We start from the raw sequence: 18,009 nt of genomic DNA, 5'->3' as shown, positions 1-18,009 counted from the left end.
TCCGGCAGACCATGGTTACCGGGGTGCAACGGCCGGACGTCATCCGGGAGAGGTTCCGCCGAACCGGGTCCGGACCGCGCCCGGGAATGGTTCCCTGAATATGTGAGAACGGCCACGCCGGCGGATCTCGGGAGGTTGCGCGGAGCGAATCTGGCTCTGGCAACCTGGGTGTCCGCCATCAACTTCTGGGCCTGGAACATGATCGGGCCGCTGTCGACGACCTACGCCACCGACATGTCGCTCAGCAGCACGGAAGCGTCGATGCTGGTGGCCACGCCGATCCTCGTGGGCTCCCTCGGCCGCATCGCGGTCGGGGCGATGACGGACCGGTACGGCGGAAGGGCGATGTTCATCGCCGTCTCGCTGTTGTCGATCGTTCCCGTCGTCGCGGTCGGATTCGCCGCCGAGGCCGGCTCCTATCCGCTGCTCCTGGTCTGCGGGTTCTTCCTCGGCATCGCCGGCACGATCTTCGCGGTCGGGATCCCGTTCGCCAACAACTGGTATGAACCCGCCCGCCGCGGCTTCGCGACCGGCGTGTTCGGGGCGGGCATGGTGGGCACGGCCCTGTCGGCCTTCTTCACCCCGCGTTTCGTGAACTGGTTCGGGCTGGTGCCCACCCACATCGTCGTGGCGGCCGCCCTCGCCGTGACCGCCGTGGTGTGCATCCTGGTGATGCGCAATGCTCCCGATTTCCGTCCCAACACCGACCCGGTGCTGCCCAAACTGACAGCCGCGGCGAAACTCGGTGTGACCTGGGAGATGTCGTTCCTGTACGCGGTCGTGTTCGGCGGATTCGTGGCGTTCAGCAACTATCTGCCCACCTACATCAAGACGATCTACGGCTTCTCCGCCGTCGACGCCGGTACGCGCACGGCGGGTTTCGCGCTCGCCGCGGTCCTCGCCCGGCCCGTGGGCGGAGCGCTGTCGGACCGGGTGCCGCCGAAATACGTGGTCCTGGCCTCGTTCACCGGCACCGCCGTGATGGCGGTGATCGCGACCTTCCAGCCCCCGCCCGACCTGTGGTCGGCGCTGACGTTCATCACGATGGCGATCTTCCTGGGCATCGGCACCGGCGGTGTCTTCGCGTGGGTGGCGCGCCGCGCCCCGGCGCACGCAGTGGGCAGTGTCACCGGCATCGTCGCCGCTGCCGGTGGGCTCGGCGGCTACTTCCCGCCACTGGTGATGGGCGCGACCTACGACGCCGAGGGCAACGATTACACCGTCGGTCTGCTCCTGCTCGCGGCGACGGCACTGGTGTGCCTGTTCTACACCGCATTTCGGCTGCACGCCCACGAACCGCCTCCATCCGTCGCACGATCCGGAACCCGCGACGTACGTGAGGAGAAGCCGTGACGGACACCGCCGGAGTCGGGAACCGGATCGAGGAACTGCTCGTGCGCAGCGGACGGTTCTTCACCTCCGGCGAGCAGTCCGACGACACACGCACGGTCACGCGGCGCGGTGGCCGCGAGGGCGACATCTTCTACCGGGACCGCTGGAGCCACGACAAGGTCGTCCGCTCGACCCACGGGGTGAACTGCACCGGCTCGTGCTCGTGGAAGATCTACGTCAAGGACGGCATCATCACCTGGGAGACCCAGGAAACCGACTATCCGACAGTCGGTCCCGACCGTCCCGAGTACGAACCGCGCGGGTGCCCGCGCGGCGCGGCCTTCTCCTGGTACACCTACTCGCCGACGCGCGTGCGCTATCCGTACGCGCGCGGGCTGCTCGTCGAGATGTACCGGGAGGCGCGGCAGCGACTCGGCGATCCGGTGCTCGCCTGGGCCGACATCCAGAACGATCCCGAACGGCGCCGCCGCTACCAGCGTGCCCGCGGCAAGGGCGGACTGGTGCGCGTCACGTGGGCCGAGGCCACCGAGATGATCGCCGCCGCGCACGTCCACACCATCAAGGAGTACGGACCCGACCGGGTGGCCGGCTTCTCGCCGATCCCCGCCATGTCGATGGTCTCCTTCGCCGCCGGATCCCGGTTCGTCGAACTGCTCGGCGGCGTGATGACGTCGTTCTACGACTGGTACGCCGACCTACCGGTGGCGTCGCCGCAGGTCTTCGGCGATCAGACCGACGTACCCGAGTCCGGGGACTGGTGGGACGCCTCCTACCTGATGATGTGGGGTTCGAACGTGCCCGTCACCCGCACCCCGGACGCGCACTGGATGACGGAGGTCCGCTACCGCGGCACCAAGGTCGTCTCGGTGAGTCCGGACTACGCCGACAACACCAAGTTCGCCGACGAGTGGATGGCGTGCGCGGCCGGTACCGACGGTGCCCTGGCGATGGCGATGGGCCACGTGCTCCTCACCGAGTTCTATGTGCGGCAGCGCGTTCCGTTCTTCGTCGACTACGTGCGCCGATACACCGACCTGCCCTTCCTCGTGCGGCTCGAGGAACGCGACGGAAGGCTCGTGCCGGGCAAGAACCTCACCGCCGCCGATCTCGGGCACAGCGTCGAGAACGCGGCCTTCAAACCGGTCTTCGTCGACGGTGCGACCGACACCGTCGTCGTACCCCCGGGCTCCCTCGGCTTCCGCTACGGCGACGACGGCATCGGAAAGTGGAATCTCGAACTCGGCGACCTCGTCCCGACATTGACGGTCGCGCCCGGCGGCGGGGGAGCGGGCGAGACCGCGGCGGTGTACCTGCCGAGTTTCGACACCGTCGACGGGCACGGTGAGAGCCTCGAACGGGGCGTGCCGGTCCGTCGGATCGGGGACCACCTCGTGTGCACCGTCTTCGACCTGATGCTCGCGCAGTACGGGGTGAACCGTCCGGAGCTCGACCTGCCCGGGCAGTGGCCGAGCGGGTACGACGACCCGGGCTCGCCGTACACCCCGGGCTGGCAGGAGACCATCACCGGAGTGCCCGCGGCCCAGGCGATCCGCATCGCGACGGAGTTCGCCCGCAACGCCGAGGAGTCGGGCGGGCGTTCGACGATCATCATGGGGGCCGGCATCTGCCAGTGGTTCCACGGCGACGCGACCTATCGCGCCGTACTCGCGCTGCTCATGCTCACCGGCTGCATGGGACGCAACGGAGGCGGGTGGGCGCACTACGTCGGCCAGGAGAAGTGCCGTCCCGTCACGGGATGGGCGACCATGGCGATGGGGACGGACTGGTCTCGCCCACCTCGCCAGATGGCCGGCACCTCCTACTGGTACGTGCACACCGACCAGTGGCGCTACGACGGTTACCGTGCCGCCGCGCTGGCCAGTCCGCTGGGACGAGGTCGTTTCCGCGACAAGCACACGATGGACGTCATGGCGTCCGCGGTCGCCATGGGCTGGACACCCTTCTATCCCCAGTTCGACCGCAACACCCACGAGATTGCCGAACAGGCACGGGCGGCGGGACGGGAGATCCCGCAGCACGTCGCGCAGCAACTCGCCTCGGGTGAACTGAAACTGTCGGTGACCGACCCCGACGACCCGCGGAACTGGCCGCGCGTGCTCAGCGTGTGGCGGTCGAACCTGCTCGGCTCGTCCAGCAAGGGCAACGAGTACTTCCTGCGGCACCTGCTCGGCACCGATTCCAACGTGCAGGCCGAGCCGACGGCCACCGGCCTGCGGCCCGGTGAAGTGGCGTGGCCCGACGACCTGCCCGAAGGAAAACTCGACCTGCTCATGTCGATCGACTTCCGCATGACCTCGACGACGTTGTTCTCCGACATCGTCCTGCCCGCCGCGACCTGGTACGAGAAGGGCGACCTGTCGAGCACCGACATGCACCCCTACATCCACGCCTTCACCGCGGCGGTCGATCCGCCCTGGGAGACCCGTTCGGACTACGACGCTTTCGGCGCCATCGCGCAGACCTTCAGCACCCTCGCCCGGACCCACCTGGGAACCCGCACCGACATCGTGATGGGGACACTGCAGCACGACACGCCCGCCGCGATGGCGTATCCGTCCGGCACCGAACGGGACTGGCGCTCGACCGGCGAGGTGCCGGTTCCGGGGAGGACGATGGGTCCGCTCACCGTCGTCGAACGGGACTACGGTGCGATCGCGGAGAAGTGGGCCACGCTCGGGCCGCTCGTCGAGTCCCTCGGGTTGAACACCAAGGGCGTCGTGACCCGGCCGGACCGTGAGGTCGCCGAACTGGCACAGAGATTCGGCGTGATGGATTCCGGTGCCGGACAGGGACGTCCGGCGATCACCACCGCCGAACGCATGGCCGACACGATCCTCGCGCTGTCGGGCACGTCCAACGGCAGGCTCGCCGTCGAGGGTTTCCGTGAACTGGAGAAACGCACCGGACGGCGACTCGTGCACCTCGCGGAGGGCAGCGAGGAACGGCGGATCACCTACGCCGACACCCAGGCCCGTCCCGTACCGGTCATCACGAGCCCGGAATGGTCGGGGAGCGAAACGGGAGGTCGCCGGTACGCGCCGTTCACGATGAACATCGAGGAGCTGAAACCGTTCCACACGTTGACGGGCCGGATGCACTTCTACGTCGACCACGACTGGCTCGAAGAACTAGGGGAGCAGCTCCCGGTCTACCGGCCCCCGCTCGACATGTCGCGGCTGTTCGGCGAGCAGGCGGTCGGCTCCGGCGACGGTATCGGTCTGACGGTGAGATACCTGACCCCGCACTCGAAGTGGTCGATCCACTCGGAATATCAGGACAACCTGTTCATGCTGTCGCTGTCCCGGGGCGGGCCGACGATGTGGATGTCGCCGGCCGACGCCGCGAAGATCTCGGTGAGCGACAACGATTGGGTCGAAGCCGTCAACCGCAACGGTGTCGTGGTGTGCCGGGCGATCGTCTCGCACCGGATGCCCGAAGGGGTGGTGTTCGTCTACCACGCCCAGGACCGCGTCATCGACGTCCCGCGCAGCGAGACCACCGGACGCCGCGGCGGGATCCACAATTCGCTGACCCGCATCCTCATCAAGCCGAGCCACCTGGCCGGTGGATACGCGCAGACGGCCTACGCGTTCAACTATCTCGGCCCGACGGGCAACCAGCGCGACGAGATGACGATCGTGCGGCGCCGATCCCAGGAGGTCGTCTACTGATGCGTGAGCAGGAAGCGAGGCGATCGTGAAGGTCATGGCACAACTCGCGATGGTGATGAACCTCGACAAGTGCATCGGATGCCACACCTGCTCGGTGACCTGCAAACAGGCGTGGACCAACCGGTCGGGCACCGAGTACGTGTGGTTCAACAACGTCGAAACCCGCCCGGGCCAGGGCTATCCGCGCACCTACGAGGACCAGGAACGCTGGCGCGGTGGCTGGGTCCGGGATACCGAGGGACGGCTGCGTCTCCGCGACGGTGGACGCTTCGCCAAACTCGCCCGCATCTTCTCGAACCCGAAGATGCCGTCGATCGACGACTACTACGAACCGTGGACCTACGACTACGACAACCTGACGAACGCCCCGCTCGGCGACCACGTCCCGGTGGCCTCGCCGCGCAGCCTCATCTCCGGTGAACCGATGAAGGTGGAATGGTCGGCGAACTGGGACGACAACCTCGCCGGCTCACCGGCGATCGTGCCCGACGACCCGATCCTGAAGAAGGTCGGCGACCGGGTCAAGCTCGAGTTCGAGCAGACCTTCATGTTCTACCTGCCGCGGATCTGCGAGCACTGCCTCAACCCGTCGTGCGTGGCGTCGTGCCCGTCCGGCGCGATGTACAAGCGATCGGAGGACGGCATCGTCCTCGTCGACCAGGACCGGTGCCGCGGCTGGCGGATGTGCGTGTCCGGATGCCCGTACAAGAAGGTGTACTTCAACCACAAGACCGGCAAGGCCGAGAAGTGCACCTTCTGCTACCCGCGGGTCGAGGTGGGACTGCCGACCGTGTGTTCGGAGACGTGCGTGGGCAGGCTCCGGTACATCGGTCTCATCCTCTACGACGTCGATCGGGTCCTGGAGGCGGCATCGGTGAAGAACGACACCGATCTCTACGAGGCGCAACGCGGGCTGCTGCTCGACCCCCGCGACCCCGAGGTGATCGCCGGCGCCCGCGCCGAAGGCATCTCCGACGAGTGGATCGAGGCCGCGCAACGGTCGCCGGTCTACGACCTGATCAGCACGTACCGGGTCGCGTTGCCGCTGCATCCGGAATACCGGACGATGCCGATGGTCTGGTACGTGCCGCCGCTGTCGCCGGTCGTCGACGCCGTCAGCCGGGAGGGGCACGACGGCGAGGACATCGGCAACCTGTTCGGCGCCCTCGACGCGCTGCGCATCCCCATCGCGTACCTCGCGGAACTGTTCACCGCCGGGGACACCGCGACGGTCGAGGCGGTACTGCGACGACTCGCCGCGATGCGCTCCTACATGCGCGACATCAATCTCGGCCGCGAGACCCGCCCCGAGATCCCCGAGGCCGTCGGTATGACCGAGGAACGGATCTACGAGATGTACCGGCTCCTCGCGCTCGCCAAGTACGACGAGCGGTACGTCATCCCGACCGCCTACGCGGCCGAAGGGCATCGGCTCGAGGAGTCGGCGACGGACTGCGCGCTGTCCTACGAGGGTGGCCCCGGCATGTACGAGTCGGGTCCGTTCGGTGAGGCCAGCGGCGCCCCGGTCCCGGTGGCGATCGAGACCTTCCACGCCCTCGCACAGCGGCAGACCAGTGAGGGGATGGCGGCGAACGCGTCGAACCCGTCGCGGGTGAATCTCCTGAACTGGGACGGCAAGGGCGTGCCGACGGGCATGTTCCCGGGCGGTCACGGCACGGAAGGGGAGAAGCGATGAGACTGCTGCGTCCACGGCGCGCCGGCGTCGATCGCGCCCTGCACCATCGTCTCGTCCGTCAGGCCGCGTCGCTGCTGCTCGCCTATCCCGACGACGGACACGCCGGACGGCTGGGCGTCGCCGGGCAACTCGTCGACCACATCACCGGTCCCGAGCAGGACATGCTGGCGACGGCGGTCCGCGCACTGGACGAACCGGATCTGCTCGTCCTCGCCCAGCGGTACGTCGAGACCTTCGACCTGCGGCGACGCTCGACGATGTACCTGACCTACTGGACCGCGGGTGACACCCGGAATCGCGGCGCCGAGATGCACGCCTTCGCGAGTGCCTACCGCACCGCGGGCGTCGAGCCGCCCGCCCACGAATCACCCGACCATCTGCCGGTCGTCCTCGAATTCGCGGCCACCGTGGATTCCGCCGCGGGTGAGGAACTCCTCACCCGGTATCGGGTGGCCCTCGACGTGCTGCACACCTCCCTGCACGAGGCCGGCTCGCCGTACGCGCAGGTCGTCGCGGCCGTGTGTACGACGCTCCCGCCGGTCACCGCCCGGGACGAGGAACGGGCCCGGCGCCTCGCGCAGGCGGGACCGCCCCGCGAGTCGATCGGATTGCAGCCCTTCACCCTGACGGTGCCGCCCCGACCTGCGCCCTCGTCGCCGTCCGACGGATCTTCCCGGCGAGGAGCCCCGCGATCATGAGTGCAGGAGAGATCTTCTGGGACGTGGTGCCGTACGTGACGCTCGCGATCGTCGCGGTGGGGACCTGGTGGCGGTACCGATACGACAAGTTCGGATGGACCACCCGTTCGTCCCAGCTGTACGAGGCGCGGTTGCTGCGCATCGCGAGCCCGATGTTCCACTTCGGGATCCTGGTCGTGATCGTCGGCCACGTCATCGGCCTGGTGATCCCGCAGTCGTGGACCGACGCCGTGGGGTTGAGTCAGCACGCCTATCACGTGCAGGCCATCACGCTCGGCACGATCGCCGGTGTCTCGACGCTCGTCGGCATCTCCCTGCTCGTGTACCGCCGTCGCACCCGCGGTCCCGTCTTCAGCGCCACCACTCTCAACGACAAGGTCATGTATGTCGTGCTCGTCGCCGCGATCGTGGCGGGTCTCGCCACCACGCTGATGGGGTCGGGTGTCGTGGGCGAGGAACACAACTACCGGGAGACCGTCTCGCCGTGGTTCCGGTCGATCTGGGTCCTGCAACCCCGCGGCGACCTGATGGTGGAGGCGCCGTTCAGCTTCCAGCTGCACGCGCTGATCGGCCTCGTGCTCTTCGCGATATGGCCGTTCACGCGCCTCGTCCACGCCTTCAGTGCCCCGGTCGGGTACCTGTTCCGGCCGTACATCGTCTACCGCAGCCGCGAGGAGGCACGGCCCGGCCGGCTCGTGGGTTCGCAACCGCAGCGACGGGGGTGGTGAGCGCGACCGATGGTGGGGGACAGTCCCGGTGTACTGTGAAATGTTCCGCGCCCTCCGACCTTGTCAGGACCACCGAAGATCCCCATGGCTTCCAGTTCCCACGTGAAGAACGACGCTTCGACCCCCGCGCCCGTCGCGGCCACCGGCGTCCGCCGCTCGGTCCTCCCCGGGGGAGTGCGTGTCGTCACCGAGCACGTCCCGGGAGTGCGCTCGGCGGCCGTCGGCGTGTGGGTCGGTGTCGGATCCCGCGACGAACAACCGTCGGTCGCAGGCGCCGCCCACTTCCTCGAGCACCTGCTGTTCAAGGCGACCCCGACGCGCACCGCTCTCGACATCGCCGAGACGATGGACGGGATCGGGGGAGAGCTCAACGCGTTCACCAGCAAGGAACACACCTGCTTCTACGCGCACGTGCTCGACGACGACCTGCCGATCGCCGTCGACGTCGTCGCCGACGTCGTCCTGCGCGGCCGGTGCCTGAGCACGGACGTCGACGTCGAGCGTCAGGTGGTGCTCGAGGAGATCGCGATGCGCGACGACGATCCCGAGGACCTGCTCGGCGACTCGCTGCTCACCGCGCTGTACGGCGATCACCCCATCGGCCGGCCCATCATCGGATCCGTCGAGTCGATCGAGTCCATGACCCGGACCCAGCTGCACTCGTTCCACGTGCGCCGCTACACCCCGCCGCGGATGGTCGTCGCGGTCGCCGGCAACGTCGACCACGCGCACACCGTCGAACTGGTGCGCCGCGCCTTCGCCGGTCACCTGGACGACCCGGCCACCCCCGCACCCTGCCGCGACGGACGACTCGAACTCCGCACCGCGCCGACGATGAGCATCGTCGAGCGCGACAACGAGCAGGCGCACCTGACCCTCGGCGTGCGGTCCTTCGGCCGACACGACGGGCGCCGATGGGCGCTGTCGGTGCTCAACGCAGCCGTCGGCGGCGGGCTGAGTTCGCGCCTGTTCCAGGAGGTGCGCGAGAAGCGGGGCCTGGCCTACTCGGTGTACTCCGGCACCGACACCTTCGCCGACACCGGCGCCTTCTCCGTGTACGCGGGCTGCCAGCCCGACAATCTCGGTGAGGTCGCCGCGGTCGTCCGAGAGGTGCTCACCGACGTGGCCGAACACGGCATCACCGACGCGGAATGCGCTCGCGCCAAGGGGTCGCTGCGCGGCGGTCTCGTACTCGGACTCGAGGACACCGGGGCGCGCATGCACCGGATCGGCCGCAGCGAACTGAGCTACGGGCAGCACTGGAGCATCACCGAGACCCTCGAACGCATCTCGTCGGTGTCCACCGAGGAGGTGCGCAGCGTGGCAGCCGACCTGCTGCACCGGTCGTTCGCGGTCGCCGTCGCCGGCCCCTACCGGCGCACGCGTGACCTTCCGGCGTCGGTGCGCGAACTCGTGTCCTGAATCGTCCTCAGCTGGGCCAGTCGACTCCGGAGGCGTCCGATGTCGTGCGCGACGGGTCCCGCCGGAGCAGCGAGTTCCGATACCGCGACGTCCGAGACGAACACGACCCGCACGTCGCGGTCGTGGAGCACATCCACGAGATTGGCGAACCGCTGCGCGGGTTCGCGACCCGCGGTCGTCAGATCCGGGATCTTGTCGACGACCCAGAACAGGTAGTCCGCCGCGAGCGCCAGATAGTCGGCCGGAGCCGTAGGGTGCCCGCAGAGATCGCGGAAATCGAACCAGAGACAGTCCTTCTCGGCCCGTAGGGCGCGGAGCGGACGCCCCGCCGGGCGCAGGACCCGATGTTCGGCCGGTGCCGGCCGCTCGAGGCAGAGCCGTCGTAGCTGCGGATCGGACGGGGAGACGGCCCAGATCCCCGACGCAAATCCCTTCGCATGGTCGGAGCCGAGCCGGTGATCGTGCGGGCCGTCCAGAGCGACGACCGTCGCGCATCGTTCGACGAGCTCGATCGTCGGGACGAAGCCGTCGTGGAAGAGCGGGTTGGGGAGCAGGTCGCGGGGAGGATAGTTCGAGGTCAGGACGAGACGCGTGCGGCGAGCGAGCAGTGCGGGGAGCAGCCGGGCGACGAAAGTGCCGTCCGCCGGATCGTGGACGTGGAATTCGTCGAAGCACACGAGCTCGGCGCGACCGATCAGGTGATCGAGTGCGGCGTCGAGATCGAATCGGTGCCGTCGCAGCTCGACGTGCAGGTCGCGGAAGAACTCGTGGAAGTGGATGCGCAGCTTGTTCCGTCCGGGACAGGCCGAGAAGTACACGTCGGCGAGCCAGCTCTTGCCGCGTCCGGGTGGGCCCCACAGGTAGACGTTCGGGCGCTCGGGATGGCACAGCTGCTCGACAGCGTCGTGTTGCGCGGGATCGAGCACGAATCCCCGGCTGCGCGCGGCGTCCTCGAAGACCGTGCGGGAGACGGTGTTCGGCGCGGCGGTGTTCGGCGACATGCGGTTCCTGCGTCGGCGCAACCTCACGGCCGAGACTCTATCATCATAGAGTGACGACTTCGCCCGAACGTCCCTCCCGGCGCACGGCCATCAGCGATGCCGCCCTCGAACTCGCCGCCCGCGGCGGCAACCACGCGGTGACGCACACGGGCATCGACGTGCACCTCGGCCTGCCGAAGGGCTCGACCTCCTACTATTTCCGCACCCGCCACGCGCTCGTCTCGGCTGCGATCGCCCGCCTCACCGAACGGTCGCGCGCGGATTTCGCCGGGTTGTTCGACGACTCGACCGACGACCCGAGGCCACCCGCCGACCTGATCGCGCGCTATCTCGAACGCCTGCTCACCGTGCGCCGCACCGATGTGCTGGCCCGCTACGCGCTCGCGACCGACGCGCGTCTCGAACCGGAGGCGGCCGAGGCGCTCGCGGCCTGCATGTTCTCGATCTCCGCGGCAACCGATCTCGTGCGGGAACTCGGTGCGCCGGAACCCGACACGGCGGGGCGCGATCTGGTGACCCTGCTCGAAGGAGTTCTGTTCGACCGCACCCACGGCGCTCGCGCCCATACATCCTCGGGTTCGGACACGGCGTGGGTCGACGAGATCCGTTCGGCGGTCGCTCTGTGGCTCGACGCGCTCTGCGCGCAGCAGTAGGTGGCGTTCGACCCGCTCGGGACGTCCACGGGTGATTGCGTAGGATTTCCGGCGGAGACGGCAACGAAAGGGCGTGACGACGCAAGTGGATGCAACAAAGGTTCGGGTGGGTGTACTCGGTGCTGCCGGCAAGGTCGGCCAGGCGATCTGCGCCGCCGTCGACGCCGCGTCCGATCTCGAGCTCGTCGCCACCGTCGACAAGGGCGACAGCCTCGACGCCTTCGTGAACTCGCAGACCCAGGTGGTCGTCGACTTCACCCACCCCGACGTCGTCATGGACAACCTGCACTTCCTCGTCGAGAGCGGCATCCACGCCGTGGTCGGAACCACCGGCTTCGACGACGAGCGCCTCGACCGGGTGCGGAGCTGGCTCGCGGATCGTCCCGAGGTGGGCGTGCTCATCGCGCCGAACTTCGCGATCGGTGCCGTGCTGTCGATGCGCTTCGCCCAGGCTGCCGCCCGGTTCTTCGACTCCGTGGAGGTGATCGAGCTGCACCACCCGAACAAGGCCGACGCCCCGTCCGGCACCGCCTACCGCACTGCCCGTCTGATCGCGCAGGCTCGCGCCGAGGCCGGTGTGGCTCCGAGCCCGGACGCCACCACCACCGAACTCGACGGTGCGCGCGGCAGTGACGTCGACGGTGTCCGCGTGCACTCCGTGCGTCTCGCCGGCCTCGTCGCTCACCAGGAGGTGCTGCTCGGCACCCAGGGCGAGACCCTCACCATTCGGCACGACTCGATCGACCGTTCCTCCTTCGCTCCCGGCGTGCTGCTCGGTGTGCGGGAGATCGGTAAGCGACCGGGTCTGACCGTCGGAATCGACCCTCTCCTCGACCTGTGAGAACCGGCTCGCTCAAAGTCCTCGTCCCCATCGCGTTCATCGTGGTGGCGCTGGGGTTCTACTTCGTTCTGCTCGGCTCCACCGGCCTGGAACTGGTCCGGTCCGGTGAGGTCGCGGCGATCGGTCTCGGAATCGGCATCCTCATCCTCCCGGTCGTGGGAGCCTGGATCGTCTACGCGACCCTCCGCGCAGGCCTGCAGCACCAGCACCTCGCGCGGCGGATCCACGACGAAGGCCTCGAACTCGACGTCGACGATCTGCCCCGCATGCCGTCGGGGCGGGTCGAGCGGGACGCCGCCGACGAACTGTTCGCGACCGTGAAGCAGGAATGGGAAGCCGACCCCGACAACTGGCGCAACTCCTACCGGCTCGCACGCGCGTACGACTATGCGGGCGACCGCAGTCGCGCGCGGGAGACGATGCGCCGAGCCGTTGCGCTCGAGAAGCTCGAACGGGACGGCCACGCCGGTTCCTGAACCGGCGAGCGGCTTTGACAACCTCGACGTGGTGCAGCAGCCTGCTGATGTGACGGACGAGGCTGTGGAAGACCGGGCAGGGGCGGACGAGGCAGGGCGTAGGGACGGATCCCGCACGGTGCTGGTGGTGCACCACACCCCGTCGCCGCCGACCCGCGAGATCCTCGAAGCCGTCCTGGCGGGAGCTCGGGACCCGGAGATCACGGGTGTGACCGTCCGGGTGGTCCCCGCGCTGGGCGCCACGGTTCCCGATGTGCTGGCCGCCGACGGCTTCCTGTTCGGCACGACAGCCAATTTCGGTTACATGTCGGGTGCGCTCAAGCACTTCTTCGACACGGTCTACTACCCGTGTCTCGATGCCGTGGCCGGCCGTCCCTACGGTCTGTGGGTGCACGGGAACAACGACACCGCCGGGGCCGTGGCGTCGGTTCGGCGCCTGACCACCGGGTTGGGTCTCGTGCAGGCTGCTGCCGACCTCGAGATCACCGGACCGGTCGACGCGAAGGTACGCGAGCAGTGCTACGAGCTCGGCGCCATCGTCGCGGCGACCGCGGCCGGTGAGATCTGACGTCAGCGGAAGTGTTTCGCCCCGCGGTCAGCGGAAGTTTTTCTCCGTGAACGACTTGAGGCCCTTCCCGGCGGTTTCGAGGGCCATCTTCTCGGCGCGCCGCACGAGGAATCCGGGGATGGGGATCTTCGGATCGATGGTCAGCGAGAACTCGGCCGTCGTGCCGGATCCCTTGGCGGTGAGGGTGTAGGCGCCGTCCTGCTGGCGCTGCTGGCTGCTCTCCACCAGGGTCCACGACATGGACTCGTTGCCGTTCCAGGAGTACTCGACGACCTGCTCGTCGGTGATGCCGACGATCGAGACGGTCATCCGTACGCGGTGCGGTCGTCCGTCGGGGTGGGTGGACTCGACGGTGACCGACTTGTGGGTCGACGACCACTCGGGCAGGCGTTCGACCGCGGCGAGCGCGGCCATCACCTGCTCCGGGGTTGCGTCGATGTCGAAACTCCTGGTGCTGCTGACCGCCATGCGCCCTCCGCGTCGCCCGATTGTGTGCGTCGGCACTCTATCGTGCGGTGAGGTGCCTCACGCGTCGCTGCGGGGGCTCGTGTCGTCGGGGCCCGCAGTGTCGTTGCGGCCGGCGGCGTCGTCCGGGCCCGCGGTGTCGGTCGGGTCGGACGGCTGCTGCTCGGTGGGTGCGGGCGGGGTGGGCTTCGCCCAGCCACCCTGACGGCGCCATTCGTCGGCACGGCGCTGATAGCGCATCTGCTCCCGCAGGGCACCCTGCACGGCCTGCGCCATCCAGGAATTGAGCGACAGTCCGCTCTGCTGCGCCGCTTCCTCGGCCTTGGTCTTGATCTGCTCGACGAGGCGCAGGGTCACCCGGCTGATGTCGCCGGTCATCTCCTCGAACGACGGCGTCGGATCCTCGTGCGGGGGAGCGGGTTCGCTGTGGACGGCGAGGACGGCATCGGTGCCGTCGAGGCGCACCGTGACGGTGCGGTCGCCGAGTTCGTCGCTGATCTCGTTGGCCATGTCGGACAGTGCTGCCAGGACCGCGAGCCGGACGGGTGCGGCGATGGCGGTCGCGAGGGCGGCGGCGGTGCGTCGGGTCTGCTCGTCGCCGAGTTCGGCCGCGGAGATCACGGAGTCCCTGATGGCGGACGTGTACTTGTCGATGTCCATGACGCCAGTGTGACGTCGTCAATGATGTCACGCAAGGTGTCATCGTGATGTCATCGATCGTCGCAGGTCGAGGCGCGTTAGTGTGCGGACGGAAGAGACGGCGCGTCCGGAGGATGCGCGACGACCGAGGCGAGGAGGAGACGATGGCGCCCGAACCCGCTGTTCCGAAGGTCCGGCTCATCGCCACGACGGAGTTCCACGTTCCCGACGACGTCGACTGGGACACCGACGCCGAGGGCGGGGAAGCGCTCGTCGAATTCGCGGGTCGCGCCTGCTACCAGAGCTGGTCCAAGCCCAACCCCCGCACCGCGACGAACGCCGGATATCTCCGTCACCTGCTCACCGTGGGGCACCTGTCTGTTCTCGAACACGCGACGGCGACCTTCTACATCACCGGCATCTCCCGTTCGTGCACGCACGAGCTGATCCGGCACCGGCACTTCTCGTTCTCGCAGCTGTCGCAGCGTTTCGTCGCCGACGGTGAGGTGCCCGTGGTGGTTCCGCCCGCGNGGGCGATGCCGAACTCGAGGAGTTGTTCTTCGCGGCCGCGGAGCGCAGCCGCGAGGCGTATGTGGCGCTGCTGGCGGCGCTCGACGAGAAGCTCTCGCATCTTCCCGCCGGTCCGTTGCGCGCCAAGCAGGTCCGGGAGGCCGCTCGGGCGGTGCTCCCCAACGCCACGGAGACCCGCATCGTCGTTACCGGAAACTACCGATCGTGGCGTCACTTCGTCGCCATGCGCGCGACCGAACATGCCGACGTCGAGATCCGGCGTCTCGCCGTCGAATGTGTGCGTCAGCTCGCGGAGGCCGCACCGAACGCGTTCTCGGACTTCGCGATCACGAAGCTGGCCGACGGCAGCGAGATCGCAGCTCCCACGCTTGCGACCGATCTCTGATCGACCGCTACACCGATCTGTGATCCGTCTTCGGGGGGCGGGCGTGTGTCGAGGCGGCCCTGCCACGCGGTAGCCTTCTGACCATGACCAACGGTGATTCCGCAACTGCTGTCGAGCTTCCGTTCGGCACCGTCGCCACAGCGATGGTGACCCCGTTCACTGCCGATGGCAAGCTCGACGTGGATGCGGGCGTGCGTCTGGCGAACTACCTCGTCGACGGTGGCTGTGACGCACTGGTTCTCGCCGGTACCACCGGCGAATCGCCCACGACGACCGAGAACGAGAAGATGGAGCTGATGCGGGCCGTGCTCGCATCCGTCGGCGACCGCGCCAAGATCATCGCCGGTGCCGGCAGCAACGACACCGCCCACAGCGTCGAACTCGCGCGCGACGCCGCGCGGGCCGGTGCGCACGGCCTGCTCGTGGTGACCCCGTACTACTCGCGGCCCCCGCAGGCCGGCCTCTACGCCCACTTCGTCGCGGTGGCCGACGCGACCGATCTGCCGGTCATGCTCTACGACATCCCACCTCGATCCGTCGTGCCGATCGAGACCGACACACTGCGTCTGCTCGCCGAGCACCCGCGGATCGTCGCGGTGAAGGACGCCAAGGGCGATCTGAACGCGGGCGCCGAGCTGATCGGTACCACCGACCTGAAGTTCTACTCGGGCGACGACCCCCTGAACCTGCCGTGGCTGTCCGTCGGCGCCGTCGGATTCGTCAGCGTCATCGGCCATCTCGTGCCCGGTCGCCTGCGCGAGCTGCACACCGCTTTCGAGGCCGGCGATCTCGAACTCGCCCGCCGCATCAATCTGTCGATGGTGCCCATCTATCGCGCCGTCGCTCGGCTGGGCGGCGTGAGCGCCTCGAAGGCCGGCCTGCGGCTGCTCGGCATCGACGTCGGAGAGCCTCGTCTGCCGCAGGTCGCCCCGGTGACCGCGCAGATCGACGCACTCGCGGCGGATCTCCAGGCTGCGGGGGTGCTGTGATGAGCCGCCCCGCACGCGGCCGGGGCCGCGCCACCCGCAACGCCGGTCCGCCCGCCCGCGTTCCGCGGCGTGTCGCGCAGAACTCGGCGAACCCCCAGCGTCCGGACGCCCGCATCGTCGATCCCACCGAGCGATTGGGTCTGCCGCCGAAGGCTCCCCGCGACGGTCTGCGGGTCGTCGCGCTCGGCGGTATCGGCGAGATCGGCCGCAACATGACGGTCTTCGAGCACCAGGGCCGGCTGCTCGTCGTCGACTGCGGGGTGCTCTTCCCCGAGGACCAGCAGCCGGGCGTCGACCTGATCCTGCCCGACTTCCGGTACATCGAGGACCGGATGGACGACGTCGAGGCGATCGTCCTCACCCACGGCCACGAGGACCACATCGGTGCCGTGCCGTTCCTGCTGCGCCTGCGCCCCGACATCCCGGTCGTCGGGTCCAAGTTCACCCTGGCGCTCGTCGCGGCGAAGTGCCGCGAACACCGCCAGCGTCCCAACCTCGTCGAGGTCGTCGAGGGGCAGACCACCTCGCACGGTCCGTTCGAGTGCGAGTACTTCGCGGTCAACCACTCCATCCCGGACGCGATCGCCGTCGCGATCCGCACCGCTGCGGGCGTCGTGCTGCACACCGGCGACATCAAGCTCGACCAGCTGCCGCTCGACAACCGTCTCACCGACCTCGCGGGCTTCTCCCGCCTCGGCGACGAGGGTGTCGACCTGTTCCTCGTCGACTCGACGAACGCCGAGGTCCCCGGCTTCGTCACACCGGAGCGCGAGATCGGCGGAGTGCTCGACACCGTCATCGGCAAGGCCACCAACCGGGTGATCGTCGCGTCCTTCGCGAGCCACGTGCACCGCATCCAGCAGATCGTCGACGTCGCCGAGCGCTACAACCGGCGTGTGGCGTTCGTCGGCCGGTCGATGGTCCGCAACATGCAGATCGCGCAGGATCTGGGCTACCTGAACGTGCCCGACGGCCTCGAGGTCGACATCGACACCGCCGCGAGCCTGCCCGACGACCGGGTCGTGCTGGTCTCCACCGGTTCGCAGGGCGAACCGCTCTCGGCGCTGTCCCGGATGGCGCGCGGCGAGCACCGGCAGATCAACATCCGGGCCGACGACCTCGTCGTCCTCGCGTCGTCGCTGATCCCCGGCAACGAGAACTCCGTGTTCGCGGTCGTCAACGGCCTGGCCAAGCGCGGCGCGAAGGTCGTCACCCAGCAGAACGCGAAGGTGCACGTCTCCGGTCACGCGTCGGCCGGCGAGCTGCTGTATCTCTACAACGCGGTGCGACCCACCAACGCGATGCCCGTCCACGGCGAGTGGCGCCACCTGCGGGCGAACGCCGCCCTGGCCGAGGCCACGGGTGTTCCCCGCGAGCGGATCGTGCTCGCGGAGGACGGTGTGGTCGTCGACATGGTCGACGGACTCGCGGAAATCGTCGGGCGCGTCCCGGTCGGTCACGTCTACGTCGACGGCCTGTCGGTGGGCGACGTGGGCGAGTCCACGCTGTCCGATCGTCTCGTCCTCGGCGAGGGTGGTTTCATCTCCATCTCAGTCGCGGTCGACGCCGCGACCGGCCGTGCGGTGAGCACCCCGGAGGTCTCCGGTCGCGGTTTCTCCGACGACCCGGGCGCACTCAACGAGGCGGCGCAGCTCGTCGACAAGGCGCTCAACGAACTCGCTGCCGAAGGGGTCACGGAGACCCATCGCATCGCCCAGGGCATCCGCCGGGTCGTCGGCCGCTGGGTCGCCGAGACCTATCGTCGTCGCCCGATGATCGTGCCCACGGTGATCCCGGTCTCCTGATTACGGTCCGCGCGGGCCCGCCGAACACGCGGGCTCGCGCGATGGGCCAGGGCAGGAGTGATCGCTA

Annotated in this window: 15 protein-coding genes and 1 pseudogene; 13 read left to right on the top strand and 3 right to left on the bottom strand. The window is 68.7% G+C overall.

What is annotated here, in order from left to right; all coding sequences use genetic code 11:
* Nucleotides 1-102: 102 nt before the first annotated feature.
* The 6 genes from ACLBYD_RS07345 to ACLBYD_RS07320 all read left to right on the top strand — a co-directional run bounded on the left by ACLBYD_RS07345 (nt 103) and on the right by ACLBYD_RS07320 (nt 9,589).
* A complete protein-coding gene (locus ACLBYD_RS07345; protein ID WP_447815925.1) occupies nt 103-1,353 on the top strand; it encodes a nitrate/nitrite transporter in 1,251 nt (416 codons plus the stop codon).
* Nucleotides 1,350-5,045 carry a nitrate reductase subunit alpha gene (locus tag ACLBYD_RS07340; RefSeq protein WP_447815924.1) on the top strand — a complete coding sequence of 1,232 codons (3,696 nt, stop codon included), beginning with the start codon at nt 1,350-1,352 and terminating at the stop codon, nt 5,043-5,045. The genes ACLBYD_RS07345 and ACLBYD_RS07340 overlap by 4 nt, the downstream gene beginning before the upstream one ends.
* Nucleotides 5,046-5,070: 25 nt before the next feature.
* Nucleotides 5,071-6,741: a nitrate reductase subunit beta gene (narH, locus tag ACLBYD_RS07335; protein WP_447815923.1), complete on the top strand. Its 1,671-nt coding sequence runs from the start codon at nt 5,071-5,073 to the stop codon at nt 6,739-6,741.
* Complete coding sequence (gene narJ / locus ACLBYD_RS07330) at nt 6,738-7,439, top strand: nitrate reductase molybdenum cofactor assembly chaperone (RefSeq protein ID WP_447815922.1); 702 nt, start codon at nt 6,738-6,740, stop codon at nt 7,437-7,439. The genes narH and narJ overlap by 4 nt, the downstream gene beginning before the upstream one ends.
* Nucleotides 7,436-8,167, top strand: a complete 732-nt coding sequence (gene narI, locus ACLBYD_RS07325; protein ID WP_006551257.1) for a respiratory nitrate reductase subunit gamma — start codon at nt 7,436-7,438, stop codon at nt 8,165-8,167. The genes narJ and narI overlap by 4 nt, the downstream gene beginning before the upstream one ends.
* Nucleotides 8,168-8,251: 84 nt before the next feature.
* Nucleotides 8,252-9,589, top strand: coding sequence for a M16 family metallopeptidase (locus ACLBYD_RS07320; protein WP_447815921.1), 1,338 nt, complete (start codon nt 8,252-8,254; stop codon nt 9,587-9,589).
* Here the strand turns inward: ACLBYD_RS07320 and zapE are convergent.
* Nucleotides 9,538-10,590: a cell division protein ZapE gene (gene zapE / locus ACLBYD_RS07315; RefSeq protein ID WP_447815920.1), complete on the bottom strand. Its 1,053-nt coding sequence runs from the start codon at nt 10,588-10,590 to the stop codon at nt 9,538-9,540. The genes ACLBYD_RS07320 and zapE overlap by 52 nt on opposite strands.
* 50 nt (nt 10,591-10,640) lie before the next feature.
* Between zapE and ACLBYD_RS07310 the strand changes: the two genes are divergently transcribed.
* The 4 genes from ACLBYD_RS07310 to ACLBYD_RS07295 all read left to right on the top strand — a co-directional run bounded on the left by ACLBYD_RS07310 (nt 10,641) and on the right by ACLBYD_RS07295 (nt 13,128).
* On the top strand, nt 10,641-11,243 hold the full coding sequence (locus tag ACLBYD_RS07310) for a TetR/AcrR family transcriptional regulator (protein ID WP_447815919.1): 603 nt from the start codon (nt 10,641-10,643) through the stop codon (nt 11,241-11,243).
* Nucleotides 11,244-11,328: 85 nt separating this feature from the next.
* Complete coding sequence (gene dapB, locus ACLBYD_RS07305) at nt 11,329-12,084, top strand: 4-hydroxy-tetrahydrodipicolinate reductase (RefSeq protein ID WP_447816058.1); 756 nt, start codon at nt 11,329-11,331, stop codon at nt 12,082-12,084.
* Complete coding sequence (locus ACLBYD_RS07300; RefSeq protein ID WP_447815918.1) at nt 12,081-12,560, top strand: hypothetical protein; 480 nt, start codon at nt 12,081-12,083, stop codon at nt 12,558-12,560. The genes dapB and ACLBYD_RS07300 overlap by 4 nt, the downstream gene beginning before the upstream one ends.
* 64 nt (nt 12,561-12,624) lie before the next feature.
* Complete coding sequence (locus ACLBYD_RS07295; protein WP_447816057.1) at nt 12,625-13,128, top strand: flavodoxin family protein; 504 nt, start codon at nt 12,625-12,627, stop codon at nt 13,126-13,128.
* Nucleotides 13,129-13,155: 27 nt separating this feature from the next.
* On the opposite strand, the gene ACLBYD_RS07290 is transcribed toward ACLBYD_RS07295, so the two are convergent.
* On the bottom strand, nt 13,156-13,596 hold the full coding sequence (locus ACLBYD_RS07290; RefSeq protein WP_447815917.1) for an SRPBCC family protein: 441 nt from the start codon (nt 13,594-13,596) through the stop codon (nt 13,156-13,158).
* Between the two features lie 57 nt (nt 13,597-13,653).
* Nucleotides 13,654-14,253, bottom strand: a complete 600-nt coding sequence (locus ACLBYD_RS07285; protein WP_447815916.1) for a hypothetical protein — start codon at nt 14,251-14,253, stop codon at nt 13,654-13,656.
* 47 nt (nt 14,254-14,300) lie between these two features.
* Here ACLBYD_RS07285 and thyX point away from each other — a divergent pair.
* From thyX to ACLBYD_RS07270, 3 genes and pseudogenes are all read left to right on the top strand, one after another.
* Nucleotides 14,301-15,025, top strand: a pseudogene (gene thyX, locus ACLBYD_RS07280) (FAD-dependent thymidylate synthase); the annotation flags it as partial.
* A gap of 206 nt (nt 15,026-15,231) precedes the next feature.
* A complete protein-coding gene (gene dapA / locus ACLBYD_RS07275) occupies nt 15,232-16,137 on the top strand; it encodes a 4-hydroxy-tetrahydrodipicolinate synthase (protein WP_016695556.1) in 906 nt (301 codons plus the stop codon).
* Nucleotides 16,137-17,942: a ribonuclease J gene (locus ACLBYD_RS07270; RefSeq protein WP_447815915.1), complete on the top strand. Its 1,806-nt coding sequence runs from the start codon at nt 16,137-16,139 to the stop codon at nt 17,940-17,942. The genes dapA and ACLBYD_RS07270 overlap by 1 nt, the downstream gene beginning before the upstream one ends.
* The last annotated feature ends 67 nt before the right edge of the window (nt 17,943-18,009 follow it).

The organism is Rhodococcus sp. C26F, assembly GCF_053345925.1.
The sequence above is the reverse complement of the archived record's forward strand: the minus strand, read 5'-3'. Positions and strand labels throughout refer to the sequence as shown.

Excerpts from the sequence above, each read along its gene's own strand:
- narJ (WP_447815922.1), top strand. The coding sequence starts at position 6,738 with ATGAGACTGCTGCGTCCACGGCGCGCCGGCGTCGATCGCGCCCTGCAC.
- narI (WP_006551257.1), top strand. The coding sequence starts at position 7,436 with ATGAGTGCAGGAGAGATCTTCTGGGACGTGGTGCCGTACGTGACGCTC.
- ACLBYD_RS07320 (WP_447815921.1), top strand. The coding sequence starts at position 8,252 with ATGGCTTCCAGTTCCCACGTGAAGAACGACGCTTCGACCCCCGCGCCC.
- zapE (WP_447815920.1), bottom strand. The coding sequence starts at position 10,590 with ATGTCGCCGAACACCGCCGCGCCGAACACCGTCTCCCGCACGGTCTTC.
- ACLBYD_RS07290 (WP_447815917.1), bottom strand. The coding sequence starts at position 13,596 with ATGGCGGTCAGCAGCACCAGGAGTTTCGACATCGACGCAACCCCGGAG.
- ACLBYD_RS07285 (WP_447815916.1), bottom strand. The coding sequence starts at position 14,253 with ATGGACATCGACAAGTACACGTCCGCCATCAGGGACTCCGTGATCTCC.
- dapA (WP_016695556.1), top strand. The coding sequence starts at position 15,232 with ATGACCAACGGTGATTCCGCAACTGCTGTCGAGCTTCCGTTCGGCACC.
- ACLBYD_RS07270 (WP_447815915.1), top strand. The coding sequence starts at position 16,137 with ATGAGCCGCCCCGCACGCGGCCGGGGCCGCGCCACCCGCAACGCCGGT.